Here is a 16,512-nt window from a genome sequence, read left to right as displayed (position 1 = left end):
ACATGTGTGGATTGGCAGGCATGCTGCTGCCCGCTCCGGCAAGGGAGCAGGCAGCACTGGAAGAACAGGCGCGGCGCATGGGCGACGCATTGGTGCACCGTGGCCCGGATGACAGCGGGGTATGGGCCGATGCCTCGGCCGGCATCGCGCTGGCGCACCGCCGGCTGAGCATCCTGGACCTGTCGCCGCTGGGCCATCAGCCGATGACCTCGGTCGATGGCCGCTACGTGCTGGCCTACAACGGCGAGGTCTACAACTTCGCCGAGCTGCGCGCCGAGCTGGAAGCGCTGGGGCATGCCTTCCGCGGCCATTCGGATACCGAAGTGCTGCTCGCCGCGATCACCCAGTGGGGCTTCGAGGAAACCCTGCAGCGCAGCAACGGCATGTTCGCCATCGCGCTGTGGGACCGCGCCGAGCGCTGTCTGTGGCTGGCCCGCGACCGGGTCGGCAAGAAGCCGCTGTACTACGGCTGGGCCGGTGAGACGCTGGTGTTCGGCTCCGAGCTCAAGGCCCTGTGGCAGCACCCGGCCTTCGACAACGAGGTCGACCGCGATGCGCTGACGCTGCTGCTGCGGCTGGATTACATTCCCGCGCCGCACTGCATCCACGAGCGCTGCTTCAAGCTGATGCCCGGCCGCGTGCTGCGGCTGGATGCCGAGGCGGTCGCCGCCGGCGCTGCCGCGCACCGTCCGGATCAGCTGCAGCAGCCGTTCTGGAATGCGCGCGAGCGCATGCAGCAGGCGCTGGCCGCCCCGTTCACGGGCAACGATGCCGAGGCCGAAGAACGCCTGGATGCGGTGCTGCGCGACGCGGTGGCGCTGCGCATGGTGGCCGATGTGCCGGTCGGCGTGTTCCTCTCCGGCGGTACCGATTCGTCGGTGGTGGCGGCGTTGATGCAGGCGCAATCGAGCCAGCCGGTGCACAGTTTCAGCATCGGCTTTACCGGTTCGGACCATGACGAGGCGCCGCTGGCCAAATCGCTGGCCCAGCACCTGGGCTGCGATCACACCGAGCTGTATGTCAGCGGCGCCGATGCGTTGGCCGTGGTGCCCAGCCTGCCGGCGATGTTCGATGAACCCTTCGCCGATGCCTCGCAGGTGCCCACGGCGCTGGTCGCCAGGCTGGCGCGGCAGGGCGTGACGGTGGCGCTGTCCGGTGACGGCGGCGATGAACTGTTCTTCGGTTACACCCGCTACCAGCGGGCGATGCGCAACTGGCGGCTGCTGGGCAAGGTGCCGGCGCCGCTGCGGCGCTGGATGGCCAGCCATTCACACACGCAGGGCGAGGCCTCGCGCACCGGTGGGCTGGCCGCGCTGCTGGCCGAGTCGGGCGCGCGCGGCATCGGCGATGTCTACCGCAACCGGATTTCCCGCTGGCGCGACCCGGTCGCTGCGGTACGTGGCGCGCAGGCGGCCGGCAGCTTCTACGACCTGGCCGATCCGCTGCACGGTGCTGGCTCGCCGGCCGACGCGATGATGCTGGCTGATTTCAGCACCTACCTGCCCGATGACCTGCTGTGCAAAGTGGACCGCACCAGCATGGCGGTCAGCCTGGAAGCCCGTGCACCGCTGCTGGACTGGCGCGTGGCCGAGTTTGCCTGGTCGCTGCCGATGGCGATGAAGCAGCGCGATGGCGTGAGCAAGTACCTGCTCAAGCGCGTGCTGGGCCGCTACGTGCCGCAGGACATGGTGCACCGCCCCAAACGTGGCTTTGGTGCCCCGGTCAGCGCGTGGCTCAAGGGCGACCTGCGCGGCTGGGCCGATGAACTGCTGGATCCGGCGCGGCTGGCCGAGGAGGGCGTGTTCAATGTCGAGGCAGTCGCCCCGCTGTGGCAGCAGTTCAAGCAGGGCGAGCGCAAATGGCACACGCACCTGTGGAACGTGCTGATGTTCCAGGCCTGGCAGGCGCATTGGCGCAACGCACGCGCGGACGTGACGCGCGCATAGCGCTACGCGTGCGGGTCCGGACACGGAAGGCAGCCACCCATGGGGTGGCTACCGTATGTGGTGTCGGCCGTAGCGCCGCGCCATGCGTGGCTGACGTCGCCTTCACCGTTGCCGAAGGTAGGTCCGCCTAGGCTGGACCTTTCCCCCCCAACGGAGCAAACGTGATGGCCGAATACAAGATCGCCGTACTCGTCGGTAGTCTGCGCAAGGGCTCGCACAATCAGGCGTTGGCGCGCGCGCTGGAGAAGCTGGCCGCCGGCAAGGCGGCGTTCTCCTACGCGGAGATCGGCGACCTGCCGCTGTACAACCAGGATTTCGACAAGGACTACCCCAGCCAGGGCGTCCGCCTCAAACAGCAGATCCGTGACGCCGATGCGGTGCTGTTCGTCACCCCCGAATACAACCGCTCGGTGCCGGGCGTGCTCAAGAACGCCATCGACCTCGCCTCTCGCCCGTATGGCGACAGTGCCTTCGCCGGCAAGCCGGCGGCGGTGATCGGTGCCTCGATCGGCGTGATCGGCACCGCCCTGGCCCAGCAGCACCTGCGCAACATCCTGGCCTACCTGGACATGCCGGTGCTGGGCCAGCCCGAGGCCTTCCTGCACTTCAAGGAAGGGCTGATCGACGAGCAGGGCACGATCAGCAACGAGGGCACCAAGGACTTCCTGCAGGGCTTCGTGGACAGGTTCATCGCCTGGGTCGGCACCCACGGCGGCACGCACTGATCCACTGCGGGAGGGTAGCGCTTCTGCGATAATGGCGTGGACGGGCGTCGCAATGGCGTCCGTCGCATGCACTGCGACGGCCCCGGCCGATCGTTCCGGCAGGCGCCGGTATCCCCAGCTCATCCACTGCTTATCCACAGGTTTGTGCATGGCTGCGGGGCTCCCCGCGTGCCTACCATGTCCCACGCCTCACACTGCAGGAAGTACGCCCCCCATGTCCGCCCGTTCTGGTTTCCGTTCCGACCGCAAAGACCGCGGTGACCGCTTTGATCGCGATGAGATGCGCATCGACGCCCTGCGCGTGCCGCCGCATTCGATCGAGGCCGAGCAGGCGGTGCTGGGCGGGCTGATGCTGGCCCCGGAAAGCTATGACCGGGTCAACGACCAGCTGACCGAAACCGACTTCTACCGCCGCGATCACCAGATGATCTACCGCGCGATCCGCGAGCTGTCCGAGCGCGACCGCCCGTTCGATGCGGTGACCCTGGGCGAGTGGTTCGAATCGCAGGGCAAGATGGAGCTGGTCGGCGATGGCGCCTACTTGATCGAACTGGCCAGCACCACGCCGTCGGCCGCCAACATCGCCGCCTATGCGGAGATCGTGCGCGACAAGGCGGTGCTGCGCCAGCTGATCCAGGTCGGCACCGACATCGTCAACGATGGCTTCCAGCCTGAAGGGCGCGAGAGCAGCGAGCTGCTCTCGGCCGCGGAAAAATCCGTGTTCGCGATCGCCGAGCAGGGCGCGCGCGGCCGCACCGATTTCGTGGCGATGCCCGGCGCGCTGAAGGATGCCTTCGAAGAGCTGCGCATCCGCTTCGAAAACGGCGGCAACATCACCGGCCTGCCGACCGGGTATGCCGACTTCGACGCGATGACCGCCGGCCTGCAGCCGACCGACCTGATCATCCTGGCCGCGCGTCCGGCCATGGGCAAGACCACCTTCGCGCTGAACATCGCCGAGTACGCCGCGATCAAATCCAAGAAAGGCGTGGCGGTGTTCTCGATGGAAATGTCGGCCTCGCAGCTGGCGATGCGCCTGATTTCCTCCAATGGCCGCATCAACGCCCAGCGCCTGCGTACCGGCCAACTGGAAGACGAGGACTGGAGCCGCGTCACCGGCGCGATCCGGATGCTGAAGGAAACCAAGATCTTCATCGACGATACGCCGGGCGTGTCGCCGGAAATCCTGCGCTCCAAGTGCCGCCGCCTCAAGCGCGAGCACGACCTGGGCCTGATCGTGATCGACTACCTGCAGCTGATGAGCGTGCCGGGCAACAGCGAAAACCGCGCGACCGAAATCTCGGAAATCTCGCGTTCGTTGAAGGGCCTGGCCAAGGAGCTCAACGTGCCGGTGATCGCCCTGTCCCAGCTCAACCGCTCGCTGGAAACGCGTACCGACAAGCGCCCGGTGATGGCCGATCTTCGCGAATCCGGCGCTATCGAGCAGGATGCGGACATGATCGTCTTCATCTACCGCGACGATTACTACAACAAGGAAAACTCCCCGGACAAGGGCCTGGCCGAGATCATCATCGGCAAGCACCGAGGCGGCCCGACCGGCTCGTGCAAGCTCAAGTTCTTCGGTGAATACACCCGCTTCGACAATCTGTCGCACGATTCGGTGGGTTCGTTCGAGTAAGCGGCCGGGGCATCGCGCATTGGCCTGCACCGTGATGGCGCCCACAAACCGCTAAAGATCCCCTGCGCCGGGCCGTTACCGCACCCGGTACCAGGGGAATCCAGCCATGTCGCCACCGCCACGCGGTGTGCGGCCGTGTGCGTTTCCCCATCTCGACGATCACCACAGCGACGGCGTTGCCGACCGGACCACGGCGGCGCGCGCTGAACGGACGGGCAAGGGGAAGTGCGGATGCTGTCAGGGGCAGGGAAGGGCAGGCTGGCGCGGGCCGCCATCTGGATGGGCGCCGGTGTGCTGCAGCTGGTGCTGGGCAGCGGCATGGCCATGGCCGAATCACCGGGGTGTGCGGCGGTCAACGCGTTGAGCGGTGGCGTCACGATGACGACCAGTCAGCAGCCCACGAAATTCCTCCCGGGTGACATCGTCTCCGTCACCTTCCTCGACAGCGGGCTGGACCCCCGTATCAACCTGGCCCAGTCGGACAGCGTCATCCTGCGTGCGGCGAACTTTTCCTCGGTGGCATACGACTACCGCAGTTTCACCGGGACGCCAGGCCCTCATACGGGCAGTACGCCGGCCGGATACCTGGTGGCCAACGGCCTGTACCTTTCCGTGAGTACCCGCGGCGGCTACCTCATGAACGCGGTCGTACGCTGTGAGAACGCCTCGGCCGCGCCGCTCACGCTGGACGCCACCACGCCGCCAGTGATGACCGTGGGCCGCAACGTCGACCAGACCCTGGGGGTTCGCGGCGGCACCGCGCCCTACGCCTTCACGATCACGGCAGGGCAACTGCCTGCCGGCCTGGTGCTGGAGCCCGATGGCCGCGTGCACGGGGTGCCCGAACAGGCCGGTGGCTTCAGTGCCACCATCACCGTGACCGATGCGACCAGGGCCAGCGCCAGTTCGGGTTACGCGGGCAGCGTCGCGGCGGGTGTACCGGACGCGCCGACCCGGGTGGTCGCCTCCGCCGCAGACGGCGAAGCCAGCATCAGCTTCCAGGCGCCGGCCCGCAACGGCGGGGCGCCGATCGCGCACTACGTCGTGATCTCCAGCGGCGGCGCGCAGGCCACCGGCAGCGCCTCGCCGATCCCCGTCACCGGGCTGGCCAATGGCGTGCCGGTACAGTTCCGCGTGCGTGCCGACAACGGCACCGAGGTGAGTGTCGACTCGGACCCGAGCAACACGGTCACCCCCCAGGCCAGCCAGGCCATCACCTTCCCGTTGCCGGCCCCACAGCCGGTCGGCACCCTGTTGTCGCTCACCGCCACCGCCAGCAGCGGGCTGCCGGTGCAGTACAGCAGCCAGACGCCGTTGGTGTGCCAGGCCGAAGCGCCTGCCAGCGTCCGCCTGCTCAGCACCGGCACCTGTACCGTGCTCGCCGAGCAGCCCGGCACGGCCGGCATCACCGCAGCCACGCCGGTGGCGCGCAGTTTCATGGTGGTGCCCGGCACCGCGTCGGCACCCACCATGTTGCGCGCCGAACGCGCGGGCGCCACCAGCGTGGACGTATTCTTCGACCCGCCTGGCAGTGATGGCGGCAGCGCGATCACGGCCTACGAAGTGATCACCCTGCCAGGTGCATCGGTGGTTTCCGGTGCCGCCAGCCCGATACGGGTGGAGCGCCTGCAGGCAGGGGGACGTTACACGTTCCATGTGCGCGCACGCACGGCCAGCGGTCCCGGGACGATGTCGGTGGCCTCCAACCCGGTCACCCTGCCGACCGTGCCGCGGATCAGCGCGGTGCAGGTACCGGCCGCGGGTCGCTATGTTGCCGGCCAGTCGCTCGACTTCCAGCTTGTCTTCGACCAGCCGGTGCAGGTGACGGGTACGCCGCAGCTGATGCTGGTGATCGGCAGCGAGCGCGTGGCGGCGCAGTACGACGCCGGCTCGGGCGGCACCACGCTTGATTTCCGTTACACCATACTGCCCGGGCAGCGGGATCTGGACGGGATCGCGATCGAATCGCTCGGATTGAACGGGGGCAGGTTGCGCAACGCCGACGGCGTCGATGCGGTGCTGGTCCTGGCCGGCGTCGGTTCCACCGGTGGTATCACTGTGGGGGCCGTGGCGCCTGATGCGCCGACCATCACCGCCGTCCGTGCGGACGACGGTACGGCGACGGTGACCTTCGATCCGCCGCAGCAGAACGGCGGCGGCACGGTGTTGGATTACATCGTCACCGTGCAGCCCGGTGGCCTGCAGGTACCGGTGGCACAATCGCCGGCGGTGCTGACCAACCTGCGCAACGGCACGGCGTACCGCTTCACCGTCGCCGCGCGCAACGCGGCCGGCACGGGCGCGGCCTCGGCGCTGTCGGCACCGGTGGTCCCGATGGCCGACCAGCAGATCCAGTTCGCCGATCCGGGCCCGCAGGACCTCGGCACGTCGCCGCGGCTGGCCGCCACCGCCAGCAGCCAGTTGCCGGTGCAGTGGACGGCCACCACACCGGCGGTGTGCAGCGTGGGCCCCGACGGCACGCTGACCCTGCTGGCGGCCGGCACCTGCGGCATCGATGCCGACCAGCCCGGCGATGCCGCCACCCGTGCCGCCGTACGCGTCTCGCATCGCTTCGAAGTGCGGGCGGTTGCACCGGGTGCGCCAGCGATCGTGCAGGTCGTGCTGGCGTCCAGCCAGACTGCCGAGATCCGTTTCGTGGCCCCCGCGTTCGACGGTGGCAGCCCGATCACCGGCTACCTCGTGCAGGCGCTGCCAGGCGGGCAGAGCGTGCGCGGCGCGGGCAGCCCGCTGCGCATCGGTGGCCTGCCTGCCGGCGTCGCGCAGCGCTTTACCGTTACCGCCATCAACCGCGTGGGAAGCGGCGCGGCCTCGGCGCCATCGGACGCGCTCACCGTGCTCGATGCGCCGCGCGTGCTGCGGGTGACTCCGCCTGCAGCGGGCCGCTATCTGGCGGGGCAGACGCTGGCGTTCCAGGTCGGCTTCGACCAGCCGCTGCAGGTCGGCGTGCCACCGGTACTTCAGTTGCGTATCGGCGCACAGCAGCGCGAGGCCGTGCTGCTCGCGCAGGCGGCCGATGCGCAGGGCACCGTGCTGCGCTTTGGCTACACCGTGCAGGCCGATGACCTCGATGAGGATGGGATCGCCGTGGAGGCGCTGCAGGCCGCTGCAGGCAGCCTGCGCAATGCACAAGGCACCGACGCGGCGACGGCATTGCACGGTGTCGGCAGCACGGTGGCGGTGCTGGTCGGCGTCGAGCTGCCGGGCGCGCCGGCCGATGTGCGTGGCGTGGCCGCCGATGGCCAAGTGCTGGTGCATTTCATTGCGCCGGCCCGCGCCGGCAGCGGCGCGATCCTCGACTACACCGTGAGCGCGCAACCGGGCGGCATCAGCGCTACCGGCAGCGGCTCGCCGATTGCCGTGACCGGGCTGGCCAACGGCACCGCGTATCGTTTCATCGTGGTCGCACGCAGCGAACACGGCCAAGGCGCGGCCTCGGCGCCTTCGGCGGCGGTCACTCCGTTGCCGGTCCTGGGCGCGGCGGACAGCCGCATCGGCATCGCCTACGGCGCAGCGGGCATCGTGCTGCCGTTGACGCTGCAGGGTGCCGTCACCCGCATCGACGTTGTCCGCGCGCCGCAGCATGGCACGCTGGAGGTGCAGGGCACCACGCTGCGCTACACCCCGCACGCCGGTTATGCCGGCGCCGACAGCGTGGACTACACCGCCAGCGATGCCTTCAGCACCTCCGCACCGGCGACCGTGACGATCACCGTGGCCGCGCCGAGTGTAGCGATCGATGACATCGTGCCCGACGCGGCCACCGCCGGCAGCCCCTACACGCTGCAGCTGCTCAGCCGCGGAGGCAGTGCGCCCTACCGCTATGCGCTGGTGGGGGGCGCATTGCCGGCCGGGACGGCGCTGACGCCGGGCGGGCAACTGATCGGCACGCCGGTGGTTGCCGGCCGCTTTGCGGTCGATGTGGAGGTTACCGACAGCAGCACCGGCGACGGCCCGTTCCAGGCCCGCCGCAGCATGGTGCTGGTGGTGGACGCGCCGCAGATCATCCCCGGCGACACTGCACCGCCGGAGATCGCCCTGGGGCAGGCAGTGAGCACGCGCCTGCCAGTGCGTGGCGGCGTCGCCCCGTATGCGTTCCGGCTGCTGTCCGGCGCGCTGCCGCCGGGCGTGCGGTTGACCGCTGATGGGCTGCTTGAGGGCACCGCCATCCAGGCCGGCACGTTCGAGGTGCAGGTCGAGGTCCGCGATGCGCATGGCTTTACCGCCGCGCTCGGCTACCGCTTTGTGGTCGCGCAGGCCGCGCAGGCCATCAGCGCCTTCGTCGCCGATCCCGGCGCCCCGGTGTTCAGCGCGGGAGGCAGCTTCCTGTTGAGCGCCCAGGGCGGCGCCTCGGGGCAGCCGATCATCTTCGCCAGCACCACCCCGGCGGTGTGCAGCGTGGACGGCCCGCGCGTGGTCATGCTGGCGTCCGGGCGGTGCAGCCTGACCGCCGACCAGGCCGGCGACGCCAACCACCAGGTCGCGGCACAGCAGCGCCTGGACGTGGACATCGCCGCCGCGGTGCCGGAGCTGGCCTGGCCGGCAGACATGTCGCGTCTGCTGGAGCAGGGCAGCTTCGAGCTGCCGCTGCCGACCAGTGTCAGCCCCGGTGCGTTCACCTTCCACAGCAGTGCGCCGGCGGTGGCCAGCATCGACGGCCGCACAGTCCAGGTACACGCTGAAGGCAGCGCCGTGATCACCGCACAGCAGGCCGCCAGTGGTGGTTACGCCGCCGCCCGCGTGGAACTGCGGCTGGTGGTCAATGTGCGCCCTGACCCGACTCGCGACCCGGGGGTCACCGGACTGCTGCAGGCGCAGGTGGATGCGAGCGTGCGCTTTGCCGCCGCACAGCAGGGCAACATCCGTGATCGCCTGCGCCAGGTACGCGACGGCGGCAACCCCGCCAGCAACACGTTGTCGGTGTCCAGTGGCGGTGGCGGCCCCAACGCCGCATCGCTGCCGCTGGGCAGCGCACTCGGTACCGGCGCGGCGTGGTTGCCGGCCGGCTGGGGAACCTGGGCCGCGGGTACCGCGAGCTACGGCCGCGGCGGGGCCACCGCAGGTGGCCGCTATGACCTGCGCAGCGACGGGCTGAGCGTCGGTGTGGACCGCCGTCTCGGCGAACGCACGCTGCTCGGCGTGGCCGGCAGCGTGGGCCGCAGCGACAGCGACCAGGACGACGATCGCACCCGCCTGCGCGCCGACCAGCGCTCGCTGGCGCTGTACGGACTGTGGCGTGGCAACGCGCACCTGTACGTGGACGCGATGATCGCCACCGGCAACCTGCAGTTCGATCTGCAGCGCTGGAGCACCGATGCCGATGCGCAGGCGCAGGCGCGGCGCGATGGCACGCAGTGGTTCGGTTCGCTAGGCCTGGGCTACGAGCAGATGCTGGCGGCAACCCGACTGACCGGGTACGCCCGCTGGGATGCCAGCCGTACCACCCTGGATGCCTACCGCGAGCACGGCCTGGGCGTGCTGGATCTCGCCTATGGCCGCCAGACCGTGGAAAACCGCGCGCTGGCCATCGGGGTGGAGGGCAGTGCGAAGGTATCGGCCGAGAGCCGGTTGCGTCCGTTCTGGAGCATCGAGTACCGGCGCGCGCTGCAGGACCGCGGGATGGCTTCGCTGAACTACGCGACGTGGTCACGGCCGCAGGACTACCAGGTAGCACTCCGCAGCTACAACGATGATGTGTTGTCGCTGCAGGCCGGCGTGGATCTGGCGATCCAGCGTGGCTGGAGCCTGTCGTTGCTGCTTGGCCATGAACAGGCGCGCGGCGCGGATCGTGCCAGCAGCATCGGCCTGCGCCTGACCTCGGGCGGGCAGGGCGGCGCGGTGGAGTCACCGCCGGTACCGTGAGTGGGCGGCGCGCCGGCCACGGTCGGCACGCCGGTTTCATCGCCGCAGCGGCAGCTTCATCCGCGCTGGGGAGTGGTTCGTCGCAGCGCGCTTGTCGCGTTCCCCGGCGCGGGGCAACGTGGCCCGGTGGGCGACGTTGCCCCGAGTCGAAGGAGACCGACGATGAAGACCCTGTTCGCGCTGGGCGTGTGGTGCCTGCTGTTCGTGCTGTGCTGGCCGCTGGCGCTCCTGGCCCTGGTGGCGTGGCCGTTGGTGTGGCTGGTCAGCCTGCCGTTCCGCCTGGTCGGCATCACGTTCTCGGCGCTGTTTGCCTTCCTGCGTGCGCTGTTGATGCTTCCGGCGCGGCTGCTGGGTGGCGGGCGCGTCGCAACGGCCTGAACAGGAACGGGATCGGGCAGTGCCGGCCGCTGGCCGGCGGCTCTTGCTGTCGGGTTGACGAGGAGCGGGCCAGCGGCCGGCACTACCCATGGCGAGGAGCCGGCCAGCGGCCGGCACTACCTCTCGCCCACAAAAAACCCCGCCGAAGCGGGGTTTTTCGTTACGCCACCAACGCTGGCTCAGTTGGCCTTGTGGATCGCGCGCTTGCTCACGGCCATGGCGGCGTCATGCACCACTTCCGACAGCGACGGGTGGGCGTGGCAGATGCGCGCCAGGTCGTCGGCCGAACCGCTGAACTCCATGGTCAGCACGCCTTCGTGCACCAGCTCGGAGACGTTCGCGCCGACCAGGTGCATGCCCAGGATGCGGTCGGTCTCGGCGTGTGCCAGGACCTTCACGAAGCCCGACGGCTCGATCATCGCCACGGCACGGCCGTTGGCGGCGAACGGGAAGCTGCCGGCCTTGTACGGGATGCCTTCGTCCTTGAGCTGCTGCTCGGTCTTGCCGACCCAGGCCAGCTCCGGCTCGGTGTAGATCACCCACGGGATGGTGTCGAAGTTGACGTGGCCCGGCAGGCCCGCGATCAGCTCGGCCACGGCGATGCCTTCCTCGAAGCCCTTGTGCGCCAGCATCGGGCCGCGCACGCAGTCACCGACCGCCCAGACGCCATCGACGCCGGTGTGGCAGTGTGCGTCCACTTCGATCTGGCCACGCTCGTTGATCTTGACGCCGGTGCCTTCGGCCAGCAGGCCCTTGGTGGCGGCGCGACGGCCGACGGCCACCAGCAGCTTGTCCACGACCAGGCTCTTTTCGCCTTCAGCATCGGCGTAGGTCAGGGCGACTTCCTTCTTCTTGCCCTTGCCGGTCACCTCGGCCTTGGAGACCTTGGCGCCCAGGCGGATGTCCAGGCCCTGCTTCTTGAATTCCTTCAAGGCGGTCTTGGCCACTTCGGCATCGGCAGCGGCCAGGAAGTCCGGCAGCGCTTCCAGGATGGTCACTTCCGAACCCAGGCGCTTCCAGACGCTGCCCAGTTCCAGGCCGATCACGCCGGCACCGATCACGGCCAGGCGAGCCGGCACTTCGGTGAAATCCAGGCCGCCGACGTTGTCGACGATGGTTTCGCCATCGAACTTGGCGAACGGCAGTTCGATCGAGTCCGAACCGGCGGCGATGATGACGTTGGTGCCCTTCAGCTCGACTTCCGAACCGTCGTGCTGCTTGACCTTGACGATGTTGCCCGGCTGCAGCTCACCGAAACCGTAGTACGCGGTGACCTTGTTCGCCTTGAACAGCATGGCGATGCCGCCGGTGAACTGCTTGACGATCTTGTCCTTGCGGCCAACCATCGCCTCGACGTCCATCTTGGCATCCTTGAAGCTGATGCCGTGGTCGCCAAAGATGTGGCCCATGTTCCAGAACTGGCGCGAGGAATCGAGCAGCGCCTTGGACGGGATGCAGCCCACGCGCAGGCAGGTGCCACCCAGGGCCGGCTTGCCGTCCTTGCCCAGCGCAGCGTCGATGCAGGCGGTCTTCAGACCCAGCTGCGCGGCGCGGATGGCGGCATGGTAGCCGGCCGGACCGGCACCGATGACGACGACGTCGAATTGTTCAGCCATTGATAGTTCCTTGTTGCATTCCCGAGCTTCGCTTGAAGCCGGTGGCGCGCAGGCGCCGGGGGAGAGAGCAGGGCAGTGCGGTGCAGTGCCGTAAAACCAGAACCCCTCCGCGCGGGCGCGGAGGGGTGGGAGGTCTTACAGGCCGAACAGCATGCGGCCCGGGTTTTCCAGCTGGTTCTTGATGTCCACCAGGAACTGGACCGAGTCCTTGCCGTCGATGATGCGGTGATCGTAGGACAGCGCCAGGTACATCATCGGCGCGATCACGACCTGGCCGTTCTGCGCGATCGGACGCTCCTTGATGGCGTGCATGCCCAGGATGGCGCTCTGCGGCGGGTTGATGATCGGGGTCGACAGCAGCGAACCGAAGGTGCCGCCGTTGGTCACGGTGAAGGTGCCGCCCTGCAGTTCTTCCAGGCTCAGCTTGCCGTCACGGGCCTTCTTGGCGTAGTCGGCGATGGTCTTTTCGATATCGGCGAAGGACATGCGCTCGACGTTGCGCAGCACCGGGGTCACCAGACCCTTCTCGGTCGACACGGCGATCGAGATGTCCGAGTAGCCGTGATAGATGATGTCGTCACCATCGATCGAGGCATTGACCAGCGGGAAGCGCTGCAGTGCGTTGGCGGCGGCCTTCACGAAGAAGCTCATGAAGCCCAGCTTGATGCCGTGCGCCTTGACGAACTCGTCCTGCAGATCCTTGCGCGCGGCCGAGACCTTGGACAGGTCGACCTCGTTGAAGGTGGTCAGCATCGCGGTGCCGTTCTTGGACTGCATCAGGCGCTCGGCGATGCGCTTGCGGATGCGGGTCATCGGCACGCGTTCTTCCGGACGTGCGCCACCGGACTTGCCGGCGCCGCCGTTGCGGGCGAAGTTGACGATGTCTTCCTTGGTCACCGCGCCGCGGCGGCCGGTGCCGTCCACGTCGGCCGGGTTCACGCCTTCGGTGATGGCGGTGAAGCGGGCACCCGGGGGCAGCGAATCGGCAGCGGACTTGGTGGCCGGGGCCGGCGCTGCGGCAGCGGCCGGAGCGGCAGCGGCCGGTGCCGGAGCAGCGGCCGGGGCGTCGGCCTTCTTCTCTTCGGCCGGCGCAGCAGCAGCGGTCGCACCTTCTTCGATGATGGCCACGACCTGGCTGGAGGTCACGGTGGCGCCCACCTCGAACTTGATCTCCTTCAGCACGCCATCGACCGGCGACGGCACTTCCAGGACGACCTTGTCGGTTTCCAGATCAAGCAGGTTTTCATCGCGCTTGACGGCATCGCCGACCTTCTTGTGCCAGGTGGCGATGGTGCCGTCGGCGACGGATTCGGGCAGTACCGGGGCTTTGACTTCGGTGGCCATGCGGGAGCTTCCTGGTTTGTCTTTTCTAGAATGAGGGGGAGAGTTATTCAGCGACCGAGTCGTTGAACGGGTTGACCAGGGCATCGGCGATCAGCTTCTGCTGCTCGATGATGTGGTCAGCCATGTGTCCAGCGGCCGGCGATGCCGAACGGGCGCGACCTGCGTAATGGATGCTCTGGCCATCGGCCAGGCACGCCTGCAGGTGGTGACGGATCTGGTACCAGGCACCCTGGTTCTGCGGTTCTTCCTGACACCACACCACATCGGCCGCCTTGCCGTACTTCTTCAGCTCTGCTGCCAGTGCCACGCGCGGGAACGGATACAGCTGCTCCACGCGGATGATGGCGACATCGTCCTGGCCACGCTTGGTCTGGTCTTCCAGCAGGTCGTAGTAGACCTTGCCCGAGCACAGCACCACGCGCTTGACCTTCCTGGCGTCTGCGTTGGCATCGCCGATCAGGTGCTGGAACTCGCCGTTGGCCAGTTCGTCCAGGGTCGACACGGCCAGCTTGTGGCGCAGCAGCGACTTGGGCGACATCACGATCAGCGGCTTGCGGGTGGTCATGCGCATCTGGCGACGCAGCATGTGGTACGCCTGCGCCGGGGTCGACGGCACGCACACCAGCATGTTCTCCAGCGCGCACAGCTGCAGGAAACGCTCCAGGCGGGCGGAGCTGTGCTCCGGGCCCTGGCCTTCATAACCGTGCGGCAGCAGCAGGGTCAGGCCGGTGATGCGGCCCCACTTGGCTTCGCCGGCGGCGATGAACTGATCGATCACGACCTGGGCGCCGTTGGCGAAGTCGCCGAACTGGCCTTCCCAGATGCACAGGGTGTTCGGATCGGTGGTGGAGAAGCCGTACTCATAGGCCATCACGGCTTCTTCGCTGAGCAGCGAATCGATGATGGTGGCCTGTTCCGGCGACTCGACCAGCTGGCGCAGCGGCAGGTAGTAGTTGTCGGTCTTCTGGTCGTGCAGGATCGCGTGGCGGTGCGTGAACGTACCGCGGCCGACGTCCTGGCCGACCAGGCGCAGGTTGTTGCCTTCGTCGAGGATGGTGGCGTAGGCCAGGTTCTCGGCGAAGCCCCAGTCGCCCGGGATCTCGCCTGCGGCCATCTTGCGGCGGTCGTCATAGACCTTGGCCACGCGCGAGTGCAGTTCCACGCCTTCGGGCACGGTGTTGATCATCTGCGCCAGCTGCTTGACCTTCTCCATGCCCACGGCGGTGGAGACGGCGTCGGACAGCTTGCCGTTGAGCAGCTTGGGCCAGTCCACGTACATCTTGCTGGTGGCCGGCGTCTTCTCGACCTGGGCCAGCTCGGTGGTGACTTCGCCGGCATCGAGCTTGTTGCGGTACGCATCGACCAGGGCCTTGCCGCCACCGGCTTCGATCACGCCGGCGGCTTCCAGCGTCGCGGCGTACAGCTCGCGGGTGGTCTGGTGCTTGCGGATGACCTGGTACATCAGCGGCTGGGTGATCGCCGGTTCATCGGCTTCGTTGTGGCCCCAGCGGCGGTAGCACATCAGGTCGATGACCACGTCCTTGCTGAACTTCTGGCGGAACTCGAAGGCCAGCTTGGCGGCGAACACGACCGCTTCGGGATCGTCGCCGTTCACGTGCAGCACGGGCGCGGCGATCATCTTGGCCACGTCCGTGCAGTACAGCGTGGAGCGCGAATCTTCCGGATTGGAGGTGGTGAAGCCGACCTGGTTGTTGACCACGATGTGCACCGTGCCACCAACGGCGAAGCCGCGGGCCTGGGACATCTGGAACAGCTCCATCACCACGCCCTGACCGGCGAAGGCCGCATCACCGTGGATCAGGATCGGCATCACCTGCTTGCGGGCGGTATCGCCACGGCGTTCCTGGCGCGAACGGACGCTGCCGGCCACGACCGGATCGGCGATTTCCAGGTGCGACGGGTTGAACGCCAGCGCCAGGTGGACCGCGCCGCCGGCGGTGGCGACGTCGGCCGAGAAGCCCATGTGGTACTTCACATCGCCGGCGGAGGCGTGGTCGTCGTGCTCGAACTTGCCTTCGAACTCGTCGAACAGCTTGCGCGGGCTCTTGCCGAGGGTGTTGACCAGCACGTTCAGGCGGCCGCGGTGGGCCATGCCGATCACCACGTCCTTGACGCCATCCTTGCCGGCGTCACGGATGATGGTGTCCATCATCGGGATCAGCGAATCGCCGCCTTCCAGCGAGAAGCGCTTCTGGCCCACGTACTTGGTGTGCAGGTAGCGCTCCAGACCCTCGGCAGCCGTCAGGCGCTCCAGGGTACGGCGCTGGGTGTCTGCGTCCAGGTTGTAGTTGCCACCGGCCATTTCCAGGCGCTGGTACAGCCACTGGCGCTGCTCGACCTCGGAGATGTGCATGAATTCCGCACCGATCGAGCCGGTGTAGGTCTTCTTCAGGCGCTCCAGCAGGTCACGCAGTTTCATGCGCGGCTGGCCGGCGACGCCGCCGGTGCTGAACTCACTGCCCAGGTCGCTTTCCGACAGGCTGTGGAACGGCAGGCCCAGGTCCGGCGGATTGGTCGGCGCGGTCAGGCTCAGCGGATCCAGGCGGGCACCGAGGTGGCCACGCGACCGGTAAGCGGTGATCAGGCGGCCGACATTGCGCTCGCGCTCGTCGCCGGCACCATCGGCGGTGCCGCTCTTGATGGCGTTTTTGGCGGCGTCGGCAATGTGGGCGATGACGGCCGAATGCGGAATATCACCGGCTTCGCGGCCCTGGAAGCCGTCGAAGTAGGTCTTCCATTTGGGATCGACACTGTCCGGAGAAACGAGGTACTGCTCGTACAGATCCTCGATATAGGAGGCGTTGCCGCCGGCGAGCTGCGAAGATTGCGCAAACTGCTTCAGTTGATTGTCCACGATGGAGAGTCGGATTCGCTTGTGGGGTAAGGCTTCGATGATCCGGCAGGGAAAAGTGAATAGCCTGCGCGGGCGGTATCTAACGCCCCAAATTGTACCCCCAACGCGA

General features: G+C 68.0%; 8 protein-coding genes. 5 read left to right on the top strand and 3 right to left on the bottom strand.

Annotation, left to right across the window (positions count from 1 at the left end; translation table 11 throughout):
* Positions 1–2 precede the first annotated feature (2 nt).
* The 5 genes from asnB (at position 3) to NJD74_RS09360 (ending at position 10,568) form a co-directional block, all read left to right on the top strand.
* Complete coding sequence (gene asnB / locus NJD74_RS09380; protein WP_070470303.1) at positions 3–1,946, top strand: asparagine synthase (glutamine-hydrolyzing); 1,944 nt, start codon at positions 3–5, stop codon at positions 1,944–1,946.
* A gap of 164 nt (positions 1,947–2,110) precedes the next feature.
* The gene (locus NJD74_RS09375) at positions 2,111–2,671 is read left to right on the top strand and encodes an NADPH-dependent FMN reductase (RefSeq protein ID WP_319624047.1); all 561 of its coding nucleotides are present in this window, start codon (positions 2,111–2,113) and stop codon (positions 2,669–2,671) included.
* 214 nt (positions 2,672–2,885) lie between these two features.
* Positions 2,886–4,310: a replicative DNA helicase gene (locus NJD74_RS09370; protein ID WP_019185928.1), complete on the top strand. Its 1,425-nt coding sequence runs from the start codon at positions 2,886–2,888 to the stop codon at positions 4,308–4,310.
* 231 nt (positions 4,311–4,541) lie between these two features.
* Positions 4,542–10,190 carry an autotransporter domain-containing protein gene (locus tag NJD74_RS09365; protein ID WP_319624046.1) on the top strand — a complete coding sequence of 1,883 codons (5,649 nt, stop codon included), beginning with the start codon at positions 4,542–4,544 and terminating at the stop codon, positions 10,188–10,190.
* Positions 10,191–10,352: 162 nt separating this feature from the next.
* On the top strand, positions 10,353–10,568 hold the full coding sequence (locus tag NJD74_RS09360) for a hypothetical protein (protein ID WP_102787997.1): 216 nt from the start codon (positions 10,353–10,355) through the stop codon (positions 10,566–10,568).
* Between the two features lie 179 nt (positions 10,569–10,747).
* Here NJD74_RS09360 and lpdA read toward each other — a convergent pair whose 3' ends face one another.
* The 3 genes from lpdA to NJD74_RS09345 form a co-directional block, all read right to left on the bottom strand.
* Positions 10,748–12,184: a dihydrolipoyl dehydrogenase gene (lpdA, locus tag NJD74_RS09355; protein ID WP_019185930.1), complete on the bottom strand. Its 1,437-nt coding sequence runs from the start codon at positions 12,182–12,184 to the stop codon at positions 10,748–10,750.
* A 135-nt stretch (positions 12,185–12,319) separates the two neighbouring features.
* The gene (gene sucB, locus NJD74_RS09350; RefSeq protein WP_070425485.1) at positions 12,320–13,528 is read right to left on the bottom strand and encodes a dihydrolipoyllysine-residue succinyltransferase; all 1,209 of its coding nucleotides are present in this window, start codon (positions 13,526–13,528) and stop codon (positions 12,320–12,322) included.
* Positions 13,529–13,571: 43 nt separating this feature from the next.
* Complete coding sequence (locus tag NJD74_RS09345; protein WP_070425484.1) at positions 13,572–16,403, bottom strand: 2-oxoglutarate dehydrogenase E1 component; 2,832 nt, start codon at positions 16,401–16,403, stop codon at positions 13,572–13,574.
* Positions 16,404–16,512: the final 109 nt, after the last annotated feature.

It is taken from the genome of Stenotrophomonas sp. RG-453 (assembly GCF_033843685.1).
Lineage (GTDB): Bacteria > Pseudomonadota > Gammaproteobacteria > Xanthomonadales > Xanthomonadaceae > Stenotrophomonas > Stenotrophomonas bentonitica_A.
Note: the sequence above shows the minus strand (reverse complement) of the source record. Positions and strands in the feature narration are given on the sequence as shown.

Bases quoted from the DNA above. Each gene is read 5' to 3' on its own strand.
- asnB (WP_070470303.1), top strand. From the start codon at position 3: ATGTGTGGATTGGCAGGCATGCTGCTGCCCGCTCCGGCAAGGGAGCAG.
- NJD74_RS09375 (WP_319624047.1), top strand. From the start codon at position 2,111: ATGGCCGAATACAAGATCGCCGTACTCGTCGGTAGTCTGCGCAAGGGC.
- NJD74_RS09370 (WP_019185928.1), top strand. From the start codon at position 2,886: ATGTCCGCCCGTTCTGGTTTCCGTTCCGACCGCAAAGACCGCGGTGAC.
- NJD74_RS09365 (WP_319624046.1), top strand. From the start codon at position 4,542: ATGCTGTCAGGGGCAGGGAAGGGCAGGCTGGCGCGGGCCGCCATCTGG.
- NJD74_RS09360 (WP_102787997.1), top strand. From the start codon at position 10,353: ATGAAGACCCTGTTCGCGCTGGGCGTGTGGTGCCTGCTGTTCGTGCTG.
- lpdA (WP_019185930.1), bottom strand. From the start codon at position 12,184: ATGGCTGAACAATTCGACGTCGTCGTCATCGGTGCCGGTCCGGCCGGC.
- sucB (WP_070425485.1), bottom strand. From the start codon at position 13,528: ATGGCCACCGAAGTCAAAGCCCCGGTACTGCCCGAATCCGTCGCCGAC.